The organism is Oceanicola sp. 22II-s10i, assembly GCF_002210105.1.
Lineage (GTDB): Bacteria > Pseudomonadota > Alphaproteobacteria > Rhodobacterales > Rhodobacteraceae > Pseudooceanicola.
In genome coordinates this window covers 980,974-1,004,462 of the sequence record NZ_AQQU01000001.1, presented here as the reverse complement: position 1 = coordinate 1,004,462, position 23,489 = coordinate 980,974, and the positions used below count along the sequence as shown (strand labels likewise).

General features: G+C 66.2%; 28 protein-coding genes and 1 pseudogene. 12 read left to right on the top strand and 17 right to left on the bottom strand.

Annotated features, from left to right (window positions below; genetic code table 11):
• Nucleotides 1-46: 46 nt before the first annotated feature.
• From ATO6_RS04980 to ATO6_RS04935, 11 genes are all read right to left on the bottom strand, one after another.
• Complete coding sequence (locus ATO6_RS04980; protein WP_088622799.1) at nucleotides 47-1,222, bottom strand: calcium-binding protein; 1,176 nt, start codon at nucleotides 1,220-1,222, stop codon at nucleotides 47-49.
• A 125-nt stretch (nucleotides 1,223-1,347) separates the two neighbouring features.
• The gene (locus ATO6_RS04975) at nucleotides 1,348-1,992 is read right to left on the bottom strand and encodes a DUF1523 family protein (RefSeq protein WP_088622798.1); all 645 of its coding nucleotides are present in this window, start codon (nucleotides 1,990-1,992) and stop codon (nucleotides 1,348-1,350) included.
• Between the two features lie 12 nt (nucleotides 1,993-2,004).
• Nucleotides 2,005-2,271 carry a hypothetical protein gene (locus tag ATO6_RS04970; protein ID WP_088622797.1) on the bottom strand — a complete coding sequence of 89 codons (267 nt, stop codon included), beginning with the start codon at nucleotides 2,269-2,271 and terminating at the stop codon, nucleotides 2,005-2,007.
• A gap of 3 nt (nucleotides 2,272-2,274) precedes the next feature.
• Nucleotides 2,275-3,654 (bottom strand): DUF6638 family protein, encoded by a 1,380-nt coding sequence (locus ATO6_RS04965; protein ID WP_088622796.1) that lies wholly within the window; start codon nucleotides 3,652-3,654, stop codon nucleotides 2,275-2,277.
• 31 nt (nucleotides 3,655-3,685) lie between these two features.
• Entirely contained in the window at nucleotides 3,686-4,000 is a 315-nt protein-coding gene (locus ATO6_RS04960) for a hypothetical protein (RefSeq protein WP_088622795.1), read from the bottom strand.
• Nucleotides 3,997-4,317, bottom strand: a complete 321-nt coding sequence (locus tag ATO6_RS04955; RefSeq protein WP_088622794.1) for a hypothetical protein — start codon at nucleotides 4,315-4,317, stop codon at nucleotides 3,997-3,999. The genes ATO6_RS04960 and ATO6_RS04955 overlap by 4 nt, the downstream gene beginning before the upstream one ends.
• Nucleotides 4,314-6,251, bottom strand: a complete 1,938-nt coding sequence (locus ATO6_RS04950) for an ATP-binding protein (protein ID WP_088622793.1) — start codon at nucleotides 6,249-6,251, stop codon at nucleotides 4,314-4,316. Before ATO6_RS04950 ends, ATO6_RS04955 begins: the two co-directional genes overlap by 4 nt.
• Entirely contained in the window at nucleotides 6,248-6,418 is a 171-nt protein-coding gene (locus ATO6_RS24990) for a hypothetical protein (RefSeq protein WP_176440831.1), read from the bottom strand. The genes ATO6_RS04950 and ATO6_RS24990 overlap by 4 nt, the downstream gene beginning before the upstream one ends.
• Nucleotides 6,415-7,539, bottom strand: a complete 1,125-nt coding sequence (locus tag ATO6_RS04945) for a hypothetical protein (RefSeq protein ID WP_088622792.1) — start codon at nucleotides 7,537-7,539, stop codon at nucleotides 6,415-6,417. Before ATO6_RS04945 ends, ATO6_RS24990 begins: the two co-directional genes overlap by 4 nt.
• 15 nt (nucleotides 7,540-7,554) lie before the next feature.
• On the bottom strand, nucleotides 7,555-7,710 hold the full coding sequence (locus ATO6_RS24985) for a hypothetical protein (protein WP_217898967.1): 156 nt from the start codon (nucleotides 7,708-7,710) through the stop codon (nucleotides 7,555-7,557).
• A 78-nt stretch (nucleotides 7,711-7,788) separates the two neighbouring features.
• The gene (locus ATO6_RS04935) at nucleotides 7,789-8,865 is read right to left on the bottom strand and encodes a hypothetical protein (RefSeq protein ID WP_088622790.1); all 1,077 of its coding nucleotides are present in this window, start codon (nucleotides 8,863-8,865) and stop codon (nucleotides 7,789-7,791) included.
• A gap of 165 nt (nucleotides 8,866-9,030) precedes the next feature.
• On the opposite strand from ATO6_RS04935, the gene ATO6_RS04930 reads away from it, so the two are divergent.
• From ATO6_RS04930 to ATO6_RS04905, 6 genes are all read left to right on the top strand, one after another.
• The gene (locus tag ATO6_RS04930) at nucleotides 9,031-9,585 is read left to right on the top strand and encodes a hypothetical protein (RefSeq protein ID WP_088622789.1); all 555 of its coding nucleotides are present in this window, start codon (nucleotides 9,031-9,033) and stop codon (nucleotides 9,583-9,585) included.
• 1 nt (nucleotide 9,586) lies between these two features.
• Complete coding sequence (locus ATO6_RS04925; RefSeq protein ID WP_088622788.1) at nucleotides 9,587-9,922, top strand: cupin domain-containing protein; 336 nt, start codon at nucleotides 9,587-9,589, stop codon at nucleotides 9,920-9,922.
• 72 nt (nucleotides 9,923-9,994) lie between these two features.
• Nucleotides 9,995-10,348, top strand: coding sequence for a cupin domain-containing protein (locus tag ATO6_RS04920; protein ID WP_088623415.1), 354 nt, complete (start codon nucleotides 9,995-9,997; stop codon nucleotides 10,346-10,348).
• Nucleotide 10,349: 1 nt separating this feature from the next.
• A complete protein-coding gene (locus ATO6_RS04915; RefSeq protein ID WP_088622787.1) occupies nucleotides 10,350-11,351 on the top strand; it encodes a P1 family peptidase in 1,002 nt (333 codons plus the stop codon).
• A gap of 422 nt (nucleotides 11,352-11,773) precedes the next feature.
• A complete protein-coding gene (locus ATO6_RS04910) occupies nucleotides 11,774-13,249 on the top strand; it encodes an NAD-dependent succinate-semialdehyde dehydrogenase (RefSeq protein WP_088622786.1) in 1,476 nt (491 codons plus the stop codon).
• Nucleotides 13,250-13,392: 143 nt separating this feature from the next.
• Complete coding sequence (locus ATO6_RS04905; RefSeq protein ID WP_088622785.1) at nucleotides 13,393-14,607, top strand: MFS transporter; 1,215 nt, start codon at nucleotides 13,393-13,395, stop codon at nucleotides 14,605-14,607.
• Between the two features lie 10 nt (nucleotides 14,608-14,617).
• On the opposite strand, the gene ATO6_RS04900 is transcribed toward ATO6_RS04905, so the two are convergent.
• Genes ATO6_RS04900 through ATO6_RS04885 form a run of 4 tightly spaced genes read right to left on the bottom strand, consistent with a single transcriptional unit; the run spans nucleotide 14,618 to nucleotide 17,626 of the window.
• Nucleotides 14,618-15,553: an OmpA family protein gene (locus ATO6_RS04900; RefSeq protein WP_088622784.1), complete on the bottom strand. Its 936-nt coding sequence runs from the start codon at nucleotides 15,551-15,553 to the stop codon at nucleotides 14,618-14,620.
• A gap of 43 nt (nucleotides 15,554-15,596) precedes the next feature.
• Nucleotides 15,597-16,172 carry a peroxidase-related enzyme gene (locus tag ATO6_RS04895; protein WP_088622783.1) on the bottom strand — a complete coding sequence of 192 codons (576 nt, stop codon included), beginning with the start codon at nucleotides 16,170-16,172 and terminating at the stop codon, nucleotides 15,597-15,599.
• A gap of 12 nt (nucleotides 16,173-16,184) precedes the next feature.
• A complete protein-coding gene (locus ATO6_RS04890; protein ID WP_088622782.1) occupies nucleotides 16,185-16,907 on the bottom strand; it encodes an N-acetyltransferase in 723 nt (240 codons plus the stop codon).
• Complete coding sequence (locus ATO6_RS04885) at nucleotides 16,904-17,626, bottom strand: molybdopterin-binding protein (protein ID WP_088622781.1); 723 nt, start codon at nucleotides 17,624-17,626, stop codon at nucleotides 16,904-16,906. The genes ATO6_RS04890 and ATO6_RS04885 overlap by 4 nt, the downstream gene beginning before the upstream one ends.
• A gap of 47 nt (nucleotides 17,627-17,673) precedes the next feature.
• Here ATO6_RS04885 and sfsA point away from each other — a divergent pair, with 47 nt between their 5' ends.
• Nucleotides 17,674-18,414, top strand: a complete 741-nt coding sequence (sfsA, locus tag ATO6_RS04880; RefSeq protein WP_088622780.1) for a DNA/RNA nuclease SfsA — start codon at nucleotides 17,674-17,676, stop codon at nucleotides 18,412-18,414.
• Here sfsA and ATO6_RS04875 read toward each other — a convergent pair.
• Nucleotides 18,375-19,004: a hypothetical protein gene (locus ATO6_RS04875; RefSeq protein WP_141101938.1), complete on the bottom strand. Its 630-nt coding sequence runs from the start codon at nucleotides 19,002-19,004 to the stop codon at nucleotides 18,375-18,377. The two genes, sfsA and ATO6_RS04875, sit on opposite strands and share 40 nt — an antisense overlap.
• Nucleotides 19,005-19,178: 174 nt before the next feature.
• Here ATO6_RS04875 and map point away from each other — a divergent pair, with 174 nt between their 5' ends.
• The 4 genes and pseudogenes from map (at nucleotide 19,179) to ATO6_RS04860 (ending at nucleotide 21,796) form a co-directional block, all read left to right on the top strand.
• Nucleotides 19,179-19,973: a type I methionyl aminopeptidase gene (gene map / locus ATO6_RS04870; RefSeq protein WP_088623414.1), complete on the top strand. Its 795-nt coding sequence runs from the start codon at nucleotides 19,179-19,181 to the stop codon at nucleotides 19,971-19,973.
• A 151-nt stretch (nucleotides 19,974-20,124) separates the two neighbouring features.
• Nucleotides 20,125-20,505: a hypothetical protein gene (locus tag ATO6_RS04865; protein ID WP_088622778.1), complete on the top strand. Its 381-nt coding sequence runs from the start codon at nucleotides 20,125-20,127 to the stop codon at nucleotides 20,503-20,505.
• 295 nt (nucleotides 20,506-20,800) lie between these two features.
• A pseudogene (locus ATO6_RS24770) lies at nucleotides 20,801-20,937 on the top strand (IS3 family transposase); the annotation flags it as partial.
• Nucleotides 20,938-21,082: 145 nt separating this feature from the next.
• Nucleotides 21,083-21,796, top strand: coding sequence for a Crp/Fnr family transcriptional regulator (locus ATO6_RS04860; protein WP_088622777.1), 714 nt, complete (start codon nucleotides 21,083-21,085; stop codon nucleotides 21,794-21,796).
• A 42-nt stretch (nucleotides 21,797-21,838) separates the two neighbouring features.
• Here the strand turns inward: ATO6_RS04860 and ATO6_RS04855 are convergent, their stop codons facing one another.
• Nucleotides 21,839-22,456 (bottom strand): LysE family translocator, encoded by a 618-nt coding sequence (locus ATO6_RS04855; protein WP_176440829.1) that lies wholly within the window; start codon nucleotides 22,454-22,456, stop codon nucleotides 21,839-21,841.
• 174 nt (nucleotides 22,457-22,630) lie between these two features.
• Between ATO6_RS04855 and ATO6_RS04850 the strand changes: the two genes are divergently transcribed.
• Nucleotides 22,631-23,488 carry a bile acid:sodium symporter family protein gene (locus tag ATO6_RS04850; RefSeq protein ID WP_254919067.1) on the top strand — a complete coding sequence of 286 codons (858 nt, stop codon included), beginning with the start codon at nucleotides 22,631-22,633 and terminating at the stop codon, nucleotides 23,486-23,488.
• Nucleotide 23,489 lies beyond the last annotated feature (1 nt).

Genomic DNA, 23,489 nt, shown 5'->3' with positions numbered 1-23,489 from the left:
AAGGCCGGGCTTGCTGCCCGGCCTTTTCGTTTTCGGATCAACAGGTTCAGACCAGGTGGGCCGCGATCATGTCCGGCAGGTCGCTCTGGCTGACGAACACGAAATCCGCCACCGTGATGTCGCCCGCCGCTGTATTCTCCAGCGTCAGGATCAGTTCGTCCGACGCGCCGGTGTTCAGGCTGACGGACGTGGTCATCGTCCCGGCGTCATGGCTGATCGTCAGATCGGCCGGATCAGGCGCGCCGGCCACCGGATCGTAGAACAGGACCAGTGAATCCTCGACCCTGTCGAAATCGGTGATCGTCGCGGCCGCGTGGCCGTCCTGACGCAGCAGGCCGAAGGTATCCGCCCCGTCGCCCCCGGTGGCGACATTCAGACCGTGCATCAGCAGCAGGTCGTCGCCCTCGCCGCCATCCAGCGTGTCGTTCTCTTCGGGCGGATGCAGGCTGAACGGATCGTTGGGCGTGCCGCCGCCGAGCAGGACGTCGTCACCCTTGTCGCCCGCGATGCTGTCATCGCCTTCGAAGCCGTTCAGGTAATCGTTGTCGTCGCCGCCCGAGATGTAATCGTCACCGCCGCCGCCGTTCACCGTGTCGTTGTCCTGACCGCCAAGGATACGGTCCGCGCCGACACCGCCGTGCAGCGAATCGTTCCCGGCCTCGCCCCAGATCAGGTCGTCGCCGTTGTGCCCCTTGAGGTCGTCATCGCCGAACCCGCCCTTGAGCGTGTCGTTGCCGTGATCGCCCTCGGCCCAGTCGTCGCCATCGCCGCCCTTGATGGAATCGTCGCCGCGCTGGCCGTGGATCTCGTCGTCGCCGTCGCCGCCGAGCAGCGTGTCATCCCCGAGCGCACCCCAGAGCTTGTCCTCGCCCGTGCCGCCGCGCACCAGATCGTCGCCGGCACCACCGTGAAGCCGGTCGTTGCCCGCGTCACCTTCCAGCAGGTCGTCGCCGCCGTGACCCTTGAGCACGTCGTCTCCGCGCTCGCCGCGCAGGTCGTCGTTGCCGTCGTCGCCTTCAAGCGTGTCGTTGCCCGATGCGCCCCAGATGTCGTCATCGCCCGGTCCGCCGATCAGCCAGTCGTCGCCGGCCATGCCGTACATGCGATCATCGCCCTCGGCGCCGTCGATGGTGTCGTCCCCGTCGGTGCCTTCGATCGTGTCGTCACCGGGCCCTGCGGTAAACGCACCCATAAGTCCCAGCAAACTGAGTAGATAAAGCATGGCAGCCCCCCGGCCGAAATATCGTTAACATTCCGTTAACAATATAGCTCTTGGGGGTGGCTACCAGCGCGAAACCGGAAACCCGTTGTTCTAGGATTGGAAACAATCAGGCCGCAGGGCGCCGATCATTTCGATCGCCACGTCCCCAGCCAGCGGGAAAAGCGCCCCCGCCGTTCCGCCATACGGTCTCCGGCGGCCTCCCATGTGTCGCCGACATCCTCCATCATCGGGTCGATGCGTCGCTGGCGAAAGCGGATCCAGCGCACGCGGATCGCCCAGACGATGGCCGCGAAGATCGTCAGGATGATGATGTTCAGCCAGGGGATGATCGTCACGTCCGGGCCCGCCACCGGCTTGACCCCGACGGCGTTCGGAAAGATCGACATGAACTCGTTCCGCCAGCCGTAATGGGTGATCGAGACCCACTTGGGGTTCTCGGAGGTCGACTTCATGTCCGCCGCCTCGGCCTGCAGGTTTGAGGTGTCGAACTTGAAGTACGGCGGCCAGCCCCAGCCGGTGTCCTCGTTGCGATAGACCATGACCTTGCCGTTGGCCTTGCGCGCCTGGATGAAGAACACGTCGCGGTTCACGGTCGTGCCGTCCGTCCCCACATCCGGCTGCGCCCAGAAGATCGAGTTCTCGCCGAAGTCGATCCGCTTTTCGTAGGTGTCCGTGACCCGCGCGATGTCGTGCTGGGGCAGCGTGTAGTGAAAGAACGCGGCGACAAACAGCCAGACCACGATCCAGAAGGTCCATTTCACATAGCGCATCGCGGGGTCCCCTTACATGAAGTTGACGACATAGATGATCGTGGCCACTGCTGCCAGAGGCACGAGGTACACGAGGAGGATCAGCTTGCGGCGGAAGCTGTCGTCGTAATCCTCCAGCCCCTCCTCGACGTAGGTCTCGAGCTCGCCGGGGCGACCGTCCTCCTCCCAGCGTTTGCGCAGCTTGCCGCGCCGCACCTGGCGCGACCAGAACGAAACGGCGGCGTAGATCACCGTCAGGATGACAAAGCCGACGATGAAGACCGGGATGAAACCGAACATGGCCTACCTCCTCCTAGGGATCGCGCCCCACGGGCCGACGCGGGCCACCAGATCGTCCTGCCGCGCACGCTTCTTCGGTTCGGGCTGCGGCGGCGGCGGCGGATCTTCGGCCAGAGGCGCGTCGTGGCCGAACAGCGCATCCCGCGCGCCCGCCTTGTCGGCGGCATATTCGCGGGCGAGGAAATCGGCGACATAGCTCTTCTTGGTGTCCGACCAGCCGGAATAGAGCCGGTAGAACAGCTCCTTGTGGCAGATGAACAGCTGCCGGACGTCCTTGGGGCTGAGTTCCGACAGCAGCATGTTCACCAGGTCGCGATCCGGCACGTCCGCCGCGCGGAGCGTGTAGAAATAGGCCGGGTCCTCGGACGAGACGCGCGGCCACTGCCCGCCCTCCTCGGCCCAGGCGACCAGCCTGCGCAGGGTGTGATACTCCGGCGGCAGGTCATCCGCGTGCTTGCGCGCCAGCTGCCGGATGTCGCGCCGGGTCGCGCCGGTCAGGTCCATCCCCGACTCCTGCGCGGCATCCACGACGATGAAGTCCATCTTCTGCCGCAGGATCGCCGCCCCGTCGATTCCGCGCGCCCGGACGATCGGCTCCACCAGCCCGTTCAGTTCAAAGAACTTGGCGATCTGGTTGCGGTCGTCCATGTCGTAGACCCGCATGACCCCCATGTCGCGCAGCCGGTTCTTGTAGCCGCCCGTGATGACCGCCGGATGTTCGACACCCCGGAACAGGTAGGTCCCGCCGAAATGGGCGGTCCAGAAGTTCTCCTGCGTGAAGGTCGTATGGGTCAGCTGCACCGGGTTCCGCGTCACGTCGCCGGTGCGCTTGGCGATGGTGATCATCTCGGCGATGAGCACGTCGTCGAACCACGCGTCGTCCTCGTTCAGGAACCGGTTCACCCGCCGCCCCAGCTCGCCCGCATCCTTCAGCGTGCCCGAGGTCGTGTCGGCCTCCACCACCACCTTGCGGATATCGAGCAGTCGCGCGGGGTCGTCGACGGAGAACACGGTGTTCACAAGCTCCCCCGCCACCGCGTCACGGGTCGTCAGCGCGAACAGCTGCGCCTCGTTCTGTTCGATGAACTGCCGCAGGATCCCGCGCGAGGTCGAGAACGAGGCGTTCAGGAGAGGCGCGGTCTTCTGTTCGGTCGAGAGCAGGATGAACTGCCGGTTGCAGCCATTCTCGTTGAGATAGAGCTCGTCCCCCAGTTCCACGCCGATCTCGGGAGAATAGCCCGAGATGTCGATGTGGAAATCGGTCAGGGCGGTGCGCTTGCCGGTGAGGTGTTCGAGCGCGCGGTTGTAGCGTTCGATCAGGGCCGGGGCCCGGACGGGGATCAGGTTGCCGAACATCAGGCCATGGGCGATGAGGCGTTTCATGTCATGCTCCCCTCGGTCAGGCGAAAACGGGTCATGCCGCGGGCCTCTTCACCAGTACCGACAGGATCCCCGAGATCAGGACCACGACGGCGGCGACCAGCAGGCCGAAGATCACATGATACACCACCATCAGCGGGTCCGCCCGGATCGGAATGACCGTGCCCACGATCTGGTCGAAGAACGTCAGTTCCAGCGCCGCGAATGCACCGACCACCAGCAGGGACAGGGCGACGCGCCCGGCCCCGCGCATCGCGGGGCGCCACGCCCGCAGCACCCAGGGCAACGGCGCCAGCAGCACCGCAGGCCCGAACAGCAGGATCGCTCCCAGCCAGTCCGACGACGTCATCTCGCACCTCCCCCGGCGCGCGACAGCCACAGCGCCGACCCGAGCGCGCAGAGCGGCGCGACCACCATCCCCGCCAGTGCGGCCGTCAGCAGTGTCGACAGGGGCGCGATGGTCAGCGGTTCGACCGGCAGAACCGGGACGAGCACGAATATCGCGAGCCAAGCGATCACCAGCCAGACGTAGTCGAGCGCCAGCATCAGCACCGGTGCCCCGACGGCCAGTTCCGCCCGGCTCGACCCCGGCGCGAACCGGCGCAGAACGAATGGCAGCGCCAGTCCCGCCAGAACCGGCGGCAGGATGACGAGAGCGACGCTCATTCCCGCCCCTCCAGATACCGCCGCTTCGCCTCTTCCTGACGCCCGAAGTCACGCACCATCGCCTCGATGGCCACCTCGTCGGACTTGTCGGCATAGCGGAATTCGGAATCCGCGTAGCGGTTGATCTCCTGGATCACCATGTCGGTGGTGATCGGCACCCGCAACTCCGCGATCATCGCGGATTTCTCGTCGTAGGATTTCCGCAGGAACAGCTCCGGGTTCTCCATCCACGCGTCCGGCAGCTCGAAATCCATCGCCCGCACCTTGACCGCGTCGGTGATGTTCTTGATCGCCCGGCCCGTGAACCGCTCGTCGGCCTCCTGGATGGCCTTCAGGTAGGTGCCCATCTTGGCAATGGTGTCCAGTTCGCCGACCTGCGCCTGCACCCGGTCGAAGACCTTGACCAGCCCCTCTTCATGCGGACGGGCATGGCCCTCGAAGGTCCGGGCGACGGCGCGTTTGATCTCCTGCGCAGAGAACAGCTCGTGCTCGCCCAGCGGGATGTTATGCTTCTTGCCCATCAGCAGGGCGAGGATGTCGATGTAGTCCTCCCGCGTCTGCGGCCCGTCGACGAGGAACCGCGCGCCCGCCCGCTGGCGGAGGGCGTCGTCCACGTTCTCGGGATAATTGGAGAACATGCCGAAGGTGCAGTTGCCGCGCACGACGGTATTCGCCCCGGCAAAGGCCTCCATGAAGACCGCCGTCACCTCCTGCTGGCCCGCGCTCGACTGACGGTCGCCACGCTTTCCGGCGATCTGGTCGATGTCGTCGATGGTGCCGAAGCCGATCACCTGCGGGTCCAGCACGTTCTGGACGAAGGCATTGGCGTTCTGACCGGACTTGCCCTGGTAGCTGTCGATGTTGTCGATGCCGAAGTTCTGGTAGCGGAAGGTGTAGCCCGCGACCTTGCAGTAATCGTTGATCAGCCCGGCCATCATCTGGATCAGGGTGGTCTTGCCGGTGCCCGGCTTGCCGTCGCCCATGAAGGTGAAGATGAAGCCGCCCAGCTCGGCGAAGGGGTTCAGCCGCCGGTCGAAATCGTAGGCCATCAGCATCTTGCTGAGCTTCATCGCCTGATACTTGGCAATGTGGTTGCCGACGACCTCGTGCGGCTTCTTGAAGGTCATCGTCAGGACGGTGCCCTTGGCCTTGCGCGCGGGCTCGAAGCCGCGGATGGCGAAATCGTCCGCCTCCACGCGCCAGGCCGCGCCGCGAAACGCCTCCAGCCGCGGCGCACCCTCGGACCGCAGCGCGATCTTCTCCATCAGCGCCTCGGCAAAGGCCATGACGGTCGCGACCATCCGGTCCTCGTCGGTGCCGAGCGCCGCGATGTCCTGGTCGAGTTCCCACAGCACGCCATGCAGGGCCAGCTGCACGTTGTCGGTCAGCACCTCGTCCACGTCGCCCAGCTCGACGGTGACCTCGGTGGCATGCGGGGCCAGCAGGAAAGCGGTGGCATTGGCAAAGACATGCAGCCCGATCAGCGCCTCGGCGGCCAGCAGTTCGGAAAACGCCGTCCGCCGGTCGGCAGGCAGAGCCGCCTCGAGGTTCTGCCGCTTGAGGTCCTTCAGCCCGGTCCGCTCCTCATAGCTCTCCGCCACGGCCAGCGCGATGGCGATGGCCCGCCGCAGGGCCGCGCCGACGGCGGCCTGCCGCGGCGAGGTCATGGGATCGTCGCCGTCCGAGGCCTCGATCCGGTCCAGAACCCGAACCCCCTCGGTCCGCTCCACCCGGCGCGTCGCAAGCCCCGGCGTGGTCGACCGGAACCGCCGCCGCGTGCCGATGCCCGGCGACCGCTCCTCAGCCGTCACCGGCTGCGTCGCCACTCCGATCCGGGGCGCATGGTCAAACCCGTCGAGCATGGCAAAGGCCGCATCGTAGTGCTTGCGGATATCCTGCTCGCGCAGTTCCATCTGGTCGGACGTCAGGCTCATGCGGCGATCCTATGCTTCATCTGGCCAAATAAACTCCCGCCGGAGGCTTCGTCGTCGAAGACGGCGAAATCGAAGCGCTCCGCTACAAGCCACCGCGCCGGCGGGCGGGCGCGGGACAGAGATTTCATGCCTCCGGCGGGAGTTTTTCTGGCCAGATGAAGGATCATCGGTAGCTCAGTACCTTTCCGTCCGGGGCGACGACGAACTTGCGGACCGTCGCGAAGCCCGCCGGCTGTTTCTCGGCCAGCACCTGGTAGGGGCGGGTCGGCAGGATGATCGACCGCTCCATCGAGGTTGCGCCGGTATCCGCGCCGCGGCCCGAGAACGGGTCGAGCGCGAAGATCTCGCGTTCCACCGTGCCGAACCAGCCGGAGCGCTGTGTCTTGACCTCTTCGGACCGCAGGTCCTCGACCGTCCAGGCCAGCGCCCAGTCCTCGCCGTCCGGCGCGGCGGCCTCGGCCAGAACCTCGCGGATCGGGCCGGTCTGGCGCGTATAGGCATGCGAATACATCGGGCCCACGTGGATGCGGCGCAGGCGCTTGGGGTGGAGGTCGTCGAAATCCTCGTCGAACCCCTTGGCGATGGTCAGCAGCTTGAGCCCGCCCAGCGACTGCGCCATCAGGTGCGCCTGTGCCTCGGGCCAGCGGCGTTCGTCCTTTGGCAGCGCGGTGCGGCCCGAATCCTCGACCTCCATCAGGTAGAGGACCGGCAGGTTGATCTGGCTGTCGTAGACGGACCAGTGGACGAGGTATTTCCGACGGTCGGCAAGGCCCGAGAGCCATTGGGCCTGCGGGTCATTGCGCGGCCAGAAGATCTGTCCCCGCGCCAGTTCCTCGTAATAGAGCCGCTGTGAAAGGGCGAACTGCAGGCGGGTCGGGATCTCCTGCTCGCGGATGATCGTCTCGACCATCTGTTTTTTCAGCTCGGCCACGCTGGCCATGTCGCGCAGGTGGCGGTCGGCCTGCTGCGCGTCGTTGGCCATGACCAGCAGTTCCTGCGTGGCCGGGAACCCGCTTTCGTGGTCGTCGATGGTCAGCGAGCCGAAGAAGCGGCCGGTGTCACGCCCGGCCAGCAGGTATTTCATCGACAGCGCGCGGAAGGTGTAGGTCAGGGCCGCGATATGACGCGCGATCACCTTGGTCTCGTCACGGGTGAAGGTGCCCTCGACCTCCATCAGCCCGGCGACGCGGGCCATGTGGCCCGTGATCCGCTCGAACTTGCGGAAGTAGCGGCGCGAGGCGAAGGTGTCGGTGATGCCGACGTGGTCGTTGGCGGCTTTAGTGCTCATCTACGGTGGACCGTTTCAATCATCGTGATCGCAATCGGAGTGATCGACGAAAAGGTAGGTATCGTCCTCGAGCGCATCGCCCGGCCGCGCCAGCCCGACCACAAAGATCGCGATGCCCATCAGACCGGGACCGATCGGGTAGAACGGAAAGACCTGCGGCCAGAACACCATGCCGAGAAACCAGAGAAACCCGGTCGCCCCCAACACGGCCGCGATGAAATGGAGAAGGCGCCGCCACTGCCGCACCCGTCAGCCGCCGTACAGGTTCTTGTCGTGCTTCTCGACGATCTGCTGGAACCGCCGGGCAAAGCGTTCGTCGGCCTTGGCCTTTTCCTCGAGCACCTTGCGGGCGAAGACCATGTGACCCTCGTGCGCCTCGAGCATGTCGGCCATCCGGGCATTGGTCGCGGCGCCGATCTGGGCCATCGCCTGCTGCGCCTGCTTGTCCGTCTCGGTCCCGATCTCGTTGATCTTGTGCGCCACGTCCTGCTGCTGCGCGGTCTTCAGCGACTTGGTCAGCGCGTCATAGAGCACGACCCGCTGCTTGGTGTCCGTCTGCAGCTTGTTGATCAGCACCATCTGCGTCGCCGCCTGGTTCTGGAGGCTGTCGACCCACGACTTGCCCTTCTCGATGTAGCGTTCCAGCGTCTGCGACTTGGCGAGCTTGACCTGCTCGTCCTGCACCAGCGCGTTGTACTGCTTGTTCAGGTCCGCCAGTTCCGTCTCCAGCTTGGTGCGGGCGGCGGCGTCCTGTTCGACGGCGATCTTGTTCTCGAGCTCGATGATCTTCGGGTCCATCGCGAGGATCTCGGCCCGGACGGTTTCCAGTTCGCCGACCGTCACCTCGCGCTCGTCCAGCGTCTCGGTCAGGTTCGTCTCGACCCGCGTCTTCTGGCTGTCCAGCACGTCGAGCTGGCTTTGCAGCAGCTTGGTGATGACGTCGGACTTGCCGATCAGGTCCTGCAGCTTGTCGTCGATCGAGGCGGTCCGGATACGCTCGCCGCGCATCGAGTCCGCCTTGGCCTTGGAGAAGATGCCGACGAAGCTTTCCCAGCCGGTCTTGGACCGCATCTCGTCGAAGTCGCGCGAGAAGGCGGCGGTCACGTCGTCCAGACCCATGATCAGTTCCGCGATGTTCGCGTTCATCACGTCGGCATGGGCGTGGACCTCGTCCAGCGTCGCGTTCTCGATGTCGACCATGGCGTCGTCACCGGTCTTCATCTTCTGCCGCGCGCTTTCGATGCGGCTGGTGACCTCCGCGATCTTGGCCTGCGCCTTGGCGACCTGTTCCTGGCTTTCGCGGACCTGAGCGTCGAAATCGGCCATCTGGGCCTCCGTCTGAGAAATGGGCTTGTTCGATATGGGCACAATTAACGCGATTTTCACTGGCGCGTCACCGGAAATCGGGGTCAGGTTATCCCGACTTGCGGGCGTTTGACCACCGATGCACAGCTTGGGCGGCACGAACCGGATTTCAGAACGGAGTTTGACATGAAACGATTTTTCCTTGCCGCCGGCCTTGCCGCGATCCTTGGCACCGCAGCCGCGGCAGACGAGGTGACGGACACGCTGCAAAGCGCGCTGGACGCCTATAACGACGGCGACCTGCAGTATGCGCTGGAAGAACTGGACTTCGCCAAGCAGCTGATGCTGGCGATCAAGACCGACGCGCTTGGCGCATTCCTGCCCGCCGCACCCGAAGGCTGGACCCGCGAGGTCAACACCGAGATGAACGCGGCGCTCGGGATGATGGGTGGCGGCGTCGGGGCCGAGGCGGATTATTCCGGGCCGGGCGAGGGTTTCAAGATCACGATCCTGGCCGACAACCCGATGGTCGGCGCCATGGGCGCGATGATCACCAATGCGGCGGCCTATGGCGCCAAGGTGGAACGTGTCGGACGCGAGAAGTTCATGGTGCAGGACGACACCGTGCAGGGCCTGATCGACAACCGCATCCTCGTAAAGGCCGAGGGCGGCGACGTGCCGATGATGCTGGAGCTGCTCGGCACGATGGATTTCCGCGAACTCGGCCGGTTCGGCAACTGACATGCCGCTGATCCCCGTCACGCCCTCCGTTCCGCCGGAAACCGATCGCCCTGCGCCCGAAAAGGTGATCTCGGGCGATCCGGTCTTCACCACGTGGAACCTCGAGGAGCGCGACGGGCTCTACTGCGGCCTGTGGGAGGCGACGCCGGGCAAGTGGCGGATCGCCTACGACGAATGGGAATACTGCCGCATCCTCTGGGGCCGGTCCGTCATCACCGAGGATGGCGGGGCCAGCTTCACGGTCACGGCGGGGGACAGTTTCGTAATCCCGCCGGGCTTCCAGGGCACGTGGGAAGTCCTCGAGACCACCCGCAAGGACTACGTCATCCGCCTGTGACGCGCGGGGGTTTCCTTCGCCCGCCCGCCTGACTAGCGTGCGCCCGGAATGCAGGAGGCGCAGATGGCGAAGCTGACCAAGGTGACCCTGTCCGACAAGCTCGGACTGTTCTACAGCCACTGGGATCCGCATGTCGTGGCGGATTACAACGGCAACGACGTCATGGTCGTGAAGTTCGCGGGCGAGTTCCCGTTTCATCATCACGAGACAACCGACGACTTCTTTCTGATCCTCGAAGGCGAGGTCGTGATCGACGGCGAGGACGGCGACAGCGTCACCCTGCGGGCCGGGGACCTCTGCGTGGTGCCCGCGGGCATGACACACCGGCCGCGCGCGAAGACGGAGGCGAAGGTGCTGCTGATCGAACCCAAGGGGGAGCCGAACACCGGCGATCCCGCGACGGCCGCCGCGAAACCGAGGATCTGACATGGCTGAACGACTGCGTCCGGGTCCCCGCAACCTGATCACCGACGTCACCGGCCTGAAGGTCGGCAATGCCCGCGAAGACCGGATCCGGACCGGCGTCACGGTGCTGACCGCCGACCGGCCTTTCACCGCCGGTGTCCACGTGATGGGCGGTGCGCCCGGCACGCGCGAAACCGACCTGCTCGCACCGGACAAGACGGTGGAGGCGGTGGATGCGCTGGTGCTGTCGGGCGGCTCGGCCTTCGGGCTCGATGCGGCGTCGGGCGTGATGGACCGGCTGCGGGCGGCGGGGCGCGGCTATGCCGCCGGGCCGCACCGGGTGCCGATCGTGCCGGGGGCGATCCTGTTCGACCTCGGCAACGGGGGCGCGAAGGACTGGGTGGAGAACCCCTATGCCGCGCTCGGGCGGCGGGCCTACGACGTGGCGGGGCCGGAATTCGCGCTCGGCACCGAAGGGGCCGGGACCGGGGCCAACACCGCCGGGCTGAAGGGCGGTCTGGGGTCGGCGTCGATCGTGCTGCCCTCGGGCCATACGGTCGCGGCGCTGGTCGCGGTCAACGCGCTCGGGACGGCGGCAGTGGATGGCGGGCCGCATTTCTGGGCCGCACCCTTCGAGATCGGGGATGAGTTCGGCGGGCTGGGGGCGGCAACGTCCTGGCCCGACCCGCACTGGCCGGTGACGAAGGCCAACGCCAGGCGCAACACGACCATCGGGATCGTCGCGACGGATGCCGTTCTGACGCAGGCGCAATGCACCCGGCTGGCGGTCGCCGCGCATGACGGGTTCGCCCGCGCGCTGGTCCCGAGCCACACACCACACGACGGGGACCTGATATTCGCCGTCGCCACGGGGGAAAAGCGGATGGACACGCCCTCCGCCGATACGCTGATCCTTGGGCATGCGGCGGCGACCTGCATGGCGCGGGCGGTGGCGCGGGGGGTCTATGCGGCACGGTCGGAGGCCGGGGATATCTTCCCGGCGTGGTCTGCGCTTTTCGGGTGAGGGTGGCGCTTGCCGCCGTGGTAGGAGGGGGGCTGTCTGCCCCCCGCTGCCTGCGGCAGCCCCCCCAAAGTATTTTTGACCAGAAGAAGCAGGGGACGGGGCAAGGGTGCGGACAGTTTCGTTTCCGGGATCGGTCAGGGCTTCTATTATTCTGAAGGATAACGATATTCGGCGGGCTACCGGCTGGCCTGCCAGTTTGAGGTTGGGGCTCTTTTCCCGTTTCCGAAGACAGGGCATTCGTCCGCGCCGGTTCTGATCGAGACCGGGATCCGGCGGAGGCGCAGCATGCGTTCCGATCTGTAAGCGGTTGCCTCTGGCAGATCGAGCCCGTCGCGCCCGGACATGGCCGATCCGTGCTGGCGCTGGACAATTCGGGGCCTAAGTGATCAGCCTAGGCAAGCACCAATGCAGGAAGAGCCGCCATGCTGGACAGCACAACCGATCTGAAATCCCTTCTGAAGGATCCCTCCCTCCTCGTCGAGGCCGCCTATCTGGCCGGCGAATGGGTTCAGGGCGACGAAGGCACGTTCGACGTCACCAACCCCGCGCGCGGCGATGTCATCGCCCGTGTCGCCGACCTGAGCCGGGCGCAGATCGCCACGGCCATCGACAAGGCCTACGAGGCGCAGAAGGACTGGGCCAGCTGGACCGGCAAGGAACGCGCCGCCGTCCTGCGCAAGTGGTTCGACCTGATGATGGAGAACCAGGACGACCTGGGCACCATCCTGACCGCCGAGCAGGGCAAGCCGCTGGCCGAGGCCAAGGGCGAGATCGCCTATGGCGCGTCCTTCATTGAGTTCTTCGCCGAGGAGGCCAAGCGGGTCTACGGCGAGACGATCCCCGGCCACCAGCGCGACAAGCGGATCATGGTGCTGAAGCAGCCGATCGGCGTCGCGGCATCCATCACGCCGTGGAATTTCCCGAACGCGATGATCACCCGCAAGGCCGGGCCTGCGCTGGCCGCAGGCTGCGCCTTCGTCGGGCGGCCCGCCAAGGAGACGCCGCTGTCGGCGCTCGTCATGGGCGTGCTCGCGGAACGCGCGGGGATCCCCAAGGGGGTCTTCTCGATCGTGACCTCGTCTAAGAGCTCGGATGCGGGCAAGGAGTTCTGCGAGAACCCCAAGGTACGCAAGCTGACCTTCACCGGCTCGACCGAGGTCGGGCGTATCCTGCTGCGGCAGGCGGCCGATCAGGTCATGAAGTGCTCGATGGAGCTGGGTGGCAACGCGCCGTTCATCGTGTTCGACGACGCCGACATCGACGCGGCCGTCGAGGGCGCGATCATGTGCAAGTTCCGCAACAACGGCCAGACCTGCGTCTGCGCCAACCGGATCTACGTGCAGGCCGGTGTCTATGACGCCTTCGCCGAAAAGCTGAAGGAGGCGCTGAGCAAGATGAAGGTCGGCGACGGGCTGGAAGACGGCACGCAGCTCGGCCCGCTGATCAACGCCGACGCCAAGGAGAAGGTGAAGGAGCATCTGGAGGATGCGACCTCGAAAGGGGCACTGGTATTCTACGGCGGCGATCTGGGCGACATGAACAGCAACTTCTGCCCGCCGACCATCGTGACCGGCGTCACGCAGGACATGCAGGTCGCGCAGGACGAGACCTTCGGCCCGCTGGCCCCGCTGTTCAAGTTCGACACCGTAGATGACGTGATCGCCATGGCCAACGACACGATCTTCGGGCTGGCGTCCTACTTCTACGCCAAGGACCTGAGCCGCGTGTACAAGGTCGCCGAGGCGCTGGAGTACGGGATCGTCGGCGTGAACACCGGCATCATCTCGACCGAGGTGGCACCGTTCGGCGGCGTCAAGCAGTCGGGCCTCGGGCGCGAGGGCAGCCATCACGGGATCGAGGACTACCTCGAGATGAAATACATCTGCATGTCGGTCTGATCCGATCCAAGGATTGATGTGGGGCGGCCTTCGGGCCGCCCTTTTCATGTCGCGCCCCCAAGGCCGTGGTCGACTCGGATTGATCGGCCGGGCGACCCGTGGCACGCTCGGTCGGACCAATTCCGATCAGTGAGCGCAGAGCCATGGCGACCCGGACCGCAAAGCCGTCTGACGTGAACGTGGCGATCTTTGCCGGGTGCATGGTCGCCTTCCTCGGCTTCGGCTTCGCGGCCACCTTCGGCGTCTTCCTTGCGCCGATGTCCGCCGAACTGGGCTGGGGGCGCGAGACGTTTTCACTGTCGGTCGCCGTGCAGGCGCTGACATGGGGGTTCGCGCAACCGGTCGCGGGGGCCATCGCGGACCGGTATGGCACCGCCCGCGTGCTGGCATTCGGCGCCATCTGCGCCGGGCTCGGGTTCGTCCTGCGCGGCATGACCACCGATCCTGTCCTGTTCGTCATGACAGGCCTGCTGGTCGGCGCGGGCACCGGGGCGGCGTCGTTTCCCATCGTCATCGGCGCGCTCGGCAAGATCGTCACGGCCGAGCGGCGCAGCTTTATCCTGGGGCTCGGCACCGCTGCCGCGTCGCTGGGGATGTTCGTATCGGCCCCCTCGGCCAGCCTGATGATCGGCGGCTTCGGCTGGCAAACCGCGCTGATCGCCATCGGCTTCAGCTTCGCCCTGATCCTGCCGTTCCTCATCTTCATCTCGCGCGTCTCGGTCCCGACCGCCACCGGGTCGGGCGCGGGCGCGTTCGGGACCGCGATCACCGCCGCGTTCCGTGACCGCAGTTACCTGTGCCTGTTCTTCGGCTTCTTCGTCTGCGGGTTCCACGTCGCCTTCATCCAGACCCACCTGCCCGCCTACGTGGTCGATATCGGCCTCGCCCGGTGGGTGGGCGCGTGGTCGCTGGCGCTGATCGGGCTGTTCAACATCGCCGGGTCGTTCCTGTCTGGGTGGTCCGGGCAGGTGCTGTCGAAGAAGAAGGTGCTCAGCGGCATCTACTTCACACGCGCGGTCGTCATCGCGATCTTCATCTCGCTCCCGGTGTCCGAGGCGACGGTGCTGGTGTTCTCGGCCGTCATGGGGCTGCTGTGGCTGTCGACCGTGCCGCTGACGATGGGGCTGGTCGCGCAGACGCAGGGGCTGAAGTTCCTGTCGACGCTGGCCGGACTGGTGTTCCTCAGCCACCAGACGGGCAGCTTCATCGGGGCATGGATGGGCGGGCGGATCTATGACCTCAATCAGGACTACACGCCGATGTGGTGGGCGGCCATCGCGCTCGGCCTGCTGGCGGCGCTGATCCACCTGCCGATCCGCGAGGAGCCGGGGCCGCTGGCGCAGGCCGAGATGTCCTGAGACACGGCGATTATTCCCGGTTCGGGATTTCCGTGTTCAGCAGCACCGCCTCGACCCGCCGGTTCGCCTCGCGCCCGGCGGCGCTGAGGTTGCTGGCGATCGGGGCGAGATAGCCCATGCCCTCGGCATCCAGCTGCCCGCGCGGGACGCCATGGCGGTCGACCAGCCGCTCCGCGACCGACTGCGCCCGGCGGCGGGACAGGGCGATGTTGGCTTCGAGCGATCCCTGCGTGTCCGTGTGCCCGACCAGCGCGATCCTGAGGCCGGGCGAGGATTTGAGGTAGAGCGCCAGCGCGGCCAGAGAGGTATAGCTGCCTTCGGTCAGGTCCGACGAGCCGGTGGCGAATTCCAGATCGGCCAGCGCGACGTGGCCGTCCCGTTCCAGCCGGGCGCTGACACCTTCCGCATCCTCGGGCACCTCGGGCAGAGGCTCCGCGACATCGGACGGCGGCGGGGTGCCCGTGCCGGTCTGGGCGCCTTCGGGCTCGATCACGACCGCTTGGATATAGCCGGAGGTCGCGGCATTGCTGACGAGGATCAGCAGGTGGCTCGCCCGGTCGCCTGTCCCGCGCGAGGCGGTCAGAACCCGGTAGTCGAACAGGTCGACGATCATCGCGGGGGCCTGGAACAGCTCGGTCGCATAGCGGAAATCGAAGCCGCCGCAGGCCCGGTCGGCGCATTCGAGGATGATGTCGTAGCCCGCCTTCGTCACCTGCTCGCGGAACGGCGCCATGAACTGCAGGGTCGTCATCCCCTGCGTCGGCACCTGCCACGCGCGGCGGGTGACACGGCCCTCGACTTCCAACACCGGCAACCTGCCGCCGGAAAAGACGCCGACCGGCAGGGAATAGCTGTCGTGATCGCTGATGGATTCGGCCGTCACCCGCGCCGAGGTGGGCAGCGCCAGATCGAATGCCAGACCCGGCCCCGCCGACAGTCCGAGCATCAGAACGCCGACGGTCAGAGCGGATGATCTCCGCCCCGTCACCTCAGCGGCCCAGCCCGTGGTATTCGTCGTTCGGACGCATGTCGACGGCCGAGGCCACGCGGTTCGACATGTTGAAGAAGGCCGCGACATTGGCGATGTCCCAGATGTCGCGGTCAGAGAACCCGTGGTCGCGCAGCGCCTGCCGGTCGGCCTCGGTGATCGCGTGGCTTTCCACGGTCATCTTGGAGGCGAATTCCAGCATCGCGCGCTGTTCCGGCGTCACCGGCGCGGTGCGCCAGTTCATCACCAGATGCTCGCCCAGTATCGGATCGCCCGACAGTTCCCGCACCGCCGCGCCATGTGCTGTCAGGCAATAGAAGCAGCGATTGATCGACGACACCGTGACCGCGATCATCTCGCGCTCCAGCTTGGTCAGGCCGCTGTCGTTCAGCATCAGGTCGTTGTAGAGCGCGGTGAAGGCGTTCAGCTTGTCGATGTCGAAGGCATGCGCCTTGAGAACGTTCGGCACGAGGCCCAGCTTGTCCTGGCAGATGTCGAAATACTTCTGCGTCTGCGGCGGCAGCGGATCGACCATCGGCAGGTCGAGCGCGGTGACGCCGTTGTCCTTGCGGGCCATGCGCGACCTCCTTCAGAGCTTCTGGCGGTAGTGGTAGCCGCCGATCACCTTCATCCCGAGTGAGGAGTATAGCGCATTCGCCGCCGTATTCGCCTCGGTGCAGGCCAGCGCGAATGTCGTCGCCCCATGATCGCGCGCCCACATGGCCGCGTCGATCGTCGCACCGCGCCCCATGCCGCTGCGGCGCGATCCCTTGCGGACCTCCAGCGCGTGCAGCATCGCGATGTCCTCGTAGACCGCCGCGAAGGCGGTGCCGCCGACCTCATTGCCCATGCGGCCGAGGAACCCGGTATGCGGCTCGATCGCGCGGTCCATCACCGCCAGCCGCTCGGGCCCGATCCCGCCGTCGCGCCACAGCTCGACCATGAAGGCCAGCGGGCCCCAGCCGTGGATCGTCTTGACGTCCTTGCCGGTCTTTGTCTGATCCGCCACCGTATCGACGGGCGCGGCATAGAGCCGGGTCGGATCCACGACGACATAACCCCGCGCCGCCAGCATCTCGTCCAGCGCGGCATCGCCGGGGCGGATCATGAACAGCCGCGTCTGGCCGAGGTCCAGCATAGCCTGCTCCGCCGCGTCGATCTCGGCCTCGGTGACCGCGTCTTCCGCCGTCGCCGCCGACACGCGCTTGCCGCCGCCCTTGCCGTCGCGGATCGTGAAGGGACCCACGGAAAACTTGTGCGCGGCGGGCCATGTGGCTTCGAGCGTGGCGAAGAGGCGATTGAGGTCGGTCATGCGGGGAACATCTCTGCAAGTTTGGTCATGGCTTCGTCGATCCGTGCGCCATCGACGCCACGGACCACGACATTTGCCCCGAACACGCCGTTCTGGGAATAGGGGTAGGACCCAAATGACAGGTCCGCGTATTCCTTTGCCAGCGCCCCGAGCGGCTCCGCGATCTCGCCCTCGCCCCGTTCGATCCTCAGCGACTGGCTGAGCAGCGGCTGCCCGCCGGTGATCCGGGGCAGGATCGTCGCGACCATCGCCTGGAACACCGCTGGAACGCCGGCCATGATATGCACGTTGCCGACCGTGAACCCGGGCGCGATGGAAACCGGGTTGTCGATCAGCGTGGCCCCGTCCGGGATCCGCGCCATACGCATCCGGGCGTTCGTGATCTCCACCCCGCGCCGTTCCCAGTGGGCGCGCAGCAGCGCGGCGGCATCGTCGCGCACGTCGATGTGGCAGCCGAACGCTTCGGCGATACAGTCGGCGGTGATGTCGTCGTGTGTCGGCCCGATCCCGCCCGAGGTGAAGACCTCGTCATAGGTTTCGGACAAAGCCTTGACCGTGGTCACGATGGCCTCGCGATCGTCACTGACGATGCGCACCTCCTTGAGGTCGACGCCGTGCTTCACCAGTTCCTGCGCGAGGAAATGCATGTTGGCGTCGCGGGTCCGGCCCGAGAGAATCTCGTCGCCGATCACCAGCATCGCAGCGGTAGGGTTGGGCATCCGGGACCTCCTTGAGTGCGCCTGACGAAGGGTATAGGCCCGGCCTCATGCGGTTTCAAACCCCCCTTCTCCCCGCGCGGCTGATCCGCCGCTACAAACGCTTCCTCGCCGATATCCGGCTGGACGACGGGACCGAGGCGGTGGCCCATTGTGCCAACCCCGGTTCGATGATGGGGCTGGCCGATCCGGGCACGCGGATTTGGGTGGAGCCGAACGACGATCCCCGGAAGAAGCTGAGGTATGGCTGGCGTCTGGTGGAACACGAGAACGGCCATTTCACCGGCGTCGACACCTCGGTTCCGAACCGGGCGCTGCGCGACGTGCTGATGGCCGGCGCCCTGCCCGGCCTCGACGGCTATGCCGAGGTGCGGCCCGAGCAGAATTACGGCACCGGCAGCCGCATCGACTTCCTCTTGCGCGGGGACGGACGGCCCGACGCCTATGTCGAGGTGAAGTCGGTCACGCTGTCCCGCCGCCCCGGTCTGGCGGAGTTTCCCGACAGCGTCACCGCGCGCGGGCTGAAACACCTGAACGAACTGGCCGAGGTCGCCCGCGCCGGGCACCGGGCCGTGCTGCTGTTCCTCGTCCAGCGCACCGACTGCGACGCGGTCGACGTGGCCGCCGACATCGACCCGGCCTATGCCGCGGCGATCGCCCCCACGCTGGCGGCGGGAGTCGAGGTCATGGCCATCGGCTGCGCCATCACGCCGGATGCGGTCGAGGTCGCGCAGCCGTTGCAGCTGACCGGTCAGTTGTCGGGAACGACCAGCTTGAGGTCCGGATCGTAGGTCATGTCGATCACCACCGTCTTGCCATCCGGCGTCGGCTGGTAGTGCGCGGTGCTGTCCCGCAACTCGGTCCGCAGGAGATGCCCGGTCGCCTCTTCGACAAAGATCGTCTGCCGCCCGCCGAACCACGCGCCGAATTCGTCCGGGTTCGTCTTGGTGTGGAACCGGTAGACCGTCACGGCAGTCCCGTTCAGATCCTGTGCGCCCAGACACTCCGGCTCGGTCACGTTGGCGCGGCGATCGGCGTCCTGTTTTTCCTGCCATTCGCGCCGCCCGTTCGGCAGCGGCGTCCCCATCGGAGTCCACGGGCCGTCAAGCGTCGGCCCGGACCACATCTTGGTCTCGTCGATCAGCATGACCACCGCCTGGCCCCGCGTCTGCGAGGCGTAGCGCAACGGCGTTTCGACCCACTGATCGACCACCGCCTCCTCTGATCCATCGGCGGCAAAGGCGGTCATGACCTGCGTATGCGGCGGACGGGCAAAGCTGCTCATCGGTCCATCGAACAGCGCGTCGATCTCCTGCGCGCAGTCGGCAGAGACCGCGGAGGCCGCCATGAGCAGGGCGGCGAATACATAAAATACCTTCATCAAATGCTCCCAAAATGCGAAACGGGACGGTGTTGCGACCTTAAATCGCTCCGCGGAGGGTTACAATTCCGCGCGCGCTCTGGAAAATCCCGGCTCTACCGGCTATTTTCCCGGCAGAACCCCGCTAAAGACCCATGAAAGGCACTTCGGGTGGACAAAGAGAACCGCGGCAGGATGACCAAGGATGGAATCCGCATCTACGAGGATGCGGACTTCGACGGCATGCACAAGGCCGGACGGCTGGCTGCCGAGATCCTCGACGGCATCGCGCCCCTCGTCTTCCCCGGCCAGACGACCGAGGCGATCGACGCCCGGATCGAGGAGATGGTCAACGAAGCGGGCGCCACCTCGGCCACCATCGGTTACAAGGGCTACAAGCACGCGTCCTGCATCTCGGTGAACCATGTCGTCTGTCACGGCATTCCGGGGACCAAGCTGCTCAAGGACGGGGACATCCTGAACATCGACGTGACGGTCATCGTGGATGGCTGGTACGGCGACACCAGCCGGATGTATGTCGCGGGCAAGATGAACCGCAAGGCCGAGCGTCTGGTGCAGGTCACCCACGATTCCCTGATGAAGGGGATCGAGGCGGTGAAGCCCGGAAACACCTTCGGTGACATCGGCCACGCCATCCAGAGCTATGTCGAGGCGCACCGCATGTCGGTGGTCCGCGACTTCTGCGGCCACGGTCTGGGTCGGGTGTTCCACGCGCCGCCGAACGTGCTGCATTACGGCCGCCCCGGCACCGGGCCGCGGATCGAGGAAGGCATGTTCTTCACGATCGAGCCGATGGTGAACCTCGGCCGCCCCGAGACCAAGATCCTCGCCGACGACTGGACCGCCGTGACCCGCGACAAATCGCTGTCCGCGCAGTTCGAACACTCGGTCGGCGTCCGTGCCGACGGGGCCGAGATCTTTACCCTGTCGCCGGGCAACCTGTTCCACCCGACCTACACAACGGACTGATCCGACCCGCCACCGACGGTCACAGGCTCTGGGCGGCTTTCGGCCAGTCCAAGCTGGATTCTCCTGCTGCATTGACGCATCCGGCCATGTTGCCGACGATGCCATCCCGTGCGCCCGGATTGTCGGGCGCCCCGTCAGACGGAGACACGCATTGCCCAATCCAACCCATTTCACACCCGCCGCCGCGCTGATTGCAACGCTCGGTGTCGCCGCCCATGCCGCCACCAGCGAAGACCCCGCGCCGGGGGACGGCGTCACCGCGATGTGCGCCCTGCGCGACGACCCCGAGGTCTGCACCTGCGCGACCGAGGCCCTGCAGGATGAGGTGACGGAAGAGGATTTCGCCGCCTACGACAGGATTGGCGCGGATTTCACCGCCCGCCGCGAAGCGGGCGAACCGCTCGAGGCCGCATGGGATGCCGCACTTGCCCCCGTCGCCGATGACATGGGCCTGCGCCCGAACAAGCTGCAGGCGCAGATGAACCCCGTCGGCAGGGCTCACCGGACCGCCATTCGCGGCTGCAAGAGCTAGGACAGCGTGCGGCCGGACGGTAGCAAGAGGTTTCGAGGGCGGGTTCTGTCGGAGCGTTGAAGCAGGAACTGGCGGGGTGCCTGACGTTTGACGTTGTATCCTGAGACCATTTCCCGAAAACACATTGATGAGCCGTCTTAATTGGAGGTCGAGTGTGCGGTCGAAGCTGCCGTTCGCCGCTGTAGCAAAGCCACGGTCTTGGACCTGCTCCCCTGAAAAATCCGCGTTTTGAAGTTAGCCTGTTCTCCAGACGAGGAGACAGACAACCAAGAGATTCCGTTTCAGCGAACGGCAGATCACTGCCATCCCGAAGGCGCATCAGGCCGGGCTGGGCGCGAGGGAACTGTGCGGCAAGCCCGGGGTCAGCGACGCGACCTTCTGCACGTGCCGCTCGAATATGGCGGCATGGAGATGTCCGGTGCCCGTCGGCTGGCGGCGACCCACTCGGCAGTTTCTGAGCCAACCACGAACGGCGAGAGACATTTTCATTCAGATAAGTCGCAAGAACTGAATGTGTTTGTGCTACAGCAAGCAGTGCCACGTGAACGCAAGCCGTCGGAATCCTGTGAGGACCTGAATGCCGGATCAGAAAATCGAGGCGATACAGAGCTGTTACCTCTTTTCCGAAGCGGACAGGCAGGGCCTTTCGGCTCTCGCCCAGGCCAGCCGCATGGTACGGTCCGCCAAGGGGACCACAATATTCCAGGAAGGGGACGAGGCCGACGGGCTGCGCGTCATGCTCTCGGGCCTTGTGCGGATCTGGATCGCCGACCAGGAGGGGCGGGAACTGACCCTTGCGCTGGTCGAACCGGGGGAGACCTTTGGCGAGATCGCCATGCTGGACGGCTTGCCACGCACGGCCAATGCGACAGCGCTGGAGGATAGCGAATGCCTCGTCACCCCCTCGGGCGCGCTGGATGCGGCGCTGGCGCAGGACACCAAGTTGGCGCGCCACTTGATCCAGTTGCTCTGCGAATTGCTGCGCCGGAACACGGAAACGATGGGCGCCTTTGCCTTCCTCGGACTGGACGGGCGGCTGGCGCAGAAGCTGCATGACCTCGCGCTGTCCCATGCCACCGTCTCGGGCGGCCGTGCGCAGTTCCAGCGCCAGTTCTCCCAGACCGACCTCGCGCAAATGCTGGGCGTCACGCGGGAGGCCGTGAACAAGCGGCTCAAGGCGCTGACCCACGACGGGCTGATACAGCAGACCGAGGGCCTGATCGCCATTCCCGACCTGGGCGCGCTTGCCGCGCGCGCCCAGAGTGCCACGGGCCTTGCCAAAGGCCGCTAGGGCCTTTGGCGTCCTGCCTGTCCGTCCTCGAAGGCAGAGCCTTCACCAAGCCGCACCCAGTGCGATGGCGGCCAGGCCGACGCAGAGCAGTGCCCCGCCGGAAAGCCCTTTCAAGAGCTTCTGCCCCCCGGCCTTGACCAGCACCTGCGACGCCGCAAGGTAGGGTGTCAGCGCCGCGAACGAGGACAGGACCACCGCGCTGCCGCAGAACACGAGGAGTTGCGCCGGAGGTTCATCTGCGATCGAGCCGATCAGGCCGGGAAAGATCGAGACGAAGAAGATCAGCGCCAGGGGATTGGCCAGCCCGCCCCAGGTGCCAAGCGCCGCCAGCCGCAGGGCCCCGTTCACGCTGGGCACCCGGTTTGCCACCGTGACCGCCGGAGCCCGCAGCATCCGCGCCCCGGACCAGACCAGGAAAGCACCGCCGCCGAGTTGCACGCCCAGAAGCACGCCATCTGCCACTTCGCGGGCCGTCAGGGTCAGGGCCAGGGCGATCGCGGCCCAGATGAGTTCCGCCACGAGGATGCCGCCCGTGGCGACAAGCCCACCGAACAACCCGCCCCGCGCCGTCGCCGCCCCGACAAGAGCCACGTTCTGTCCGGGGGCCAGGTAGGCGGCGAAATTGGCCGCAGCAAGGGTGATCCAGATTTCCGGTGTCATGATGTCCTCCACTCTTCCCGCGCGGAGTGACATCTTTCGGCGCGCCGCGATGTGACCCTGTTCACAGAGTTTGCAGACAAGACGGAGCAGACTGGGTGAAATCCGGTCGGCTGCCGGATCCCGGTGACAAGACGTGAGCCGTTGACCTAACGTGATTTCAAAAGGAGCCTGCCCTTGCTTGTCGATCTCGTCCTTCCGGCGGTTCTGACCGTCATCATGTTCTCGCTTGGTCTCGGGTTGACCGGGGATGACTTCGCGCGGGTTGCCAAGGCGCCTCGGGCGTTCGGCCTTGGCGCCGTCAATCAGGTCATCCTCCTGCCTGTGGTCGGATTCCTCGTCGCGACGCTCTTCGGGCTCCCGCCGGAGCTTGCGGCCGGCACCATGATCCTTGCGCTCTGCCCCGGCGGCGTGATGTCCAATGTCGCGACGCGCATGGCGGGCGGATCGGTGCCCCTTTCCGTCTCGCTCACGGCGGTGATCAGCCTCGTGTCCATCGTGACGCTGCCGGTTCTGACGGCGCTTTCGGTCCGCCACTTCATGGGGTCCGAGGCGCCCGAGGTCGACGTCACGGCGCTTGGCGTGACCATGTTCCTGTTGACGGCGGTGCCGGTGGGGCTGGGGATGCTCCTGACACGGCTGGCCCCCGCGGCGACGGTCCGGATCACGCCGTGGATGCACCGGATCACGACGGTCCTGTTCGCCGTGCTGATCCTGTTGGCCCTGGCCGCGAACTGGGGGCTTTTCCTGGCCAATATCGGCACGCTCGGCCCGGCTTTGGTGGTGATGACGGCGGTGTTGCTGGCGATCGGTGTGCTCAGCTCGCGCGCGGCGGGGCTCGGCCCGAAGGAGGTCACGACCGTGGCCATCGAGTCCGGCATCCAGAACGGGACGCTGGGCATCGCGGTCGGGGGCATCATTGCCGGGGTCACGACCGGCCTGCCGCCGCTGACCCTGCCGACGGCGATCTACTCGGTCACCGCCTGGGCCCTGGTCATCCCGTTCATCACCTGGCGCCGCAGGGCGACCGCCTGAG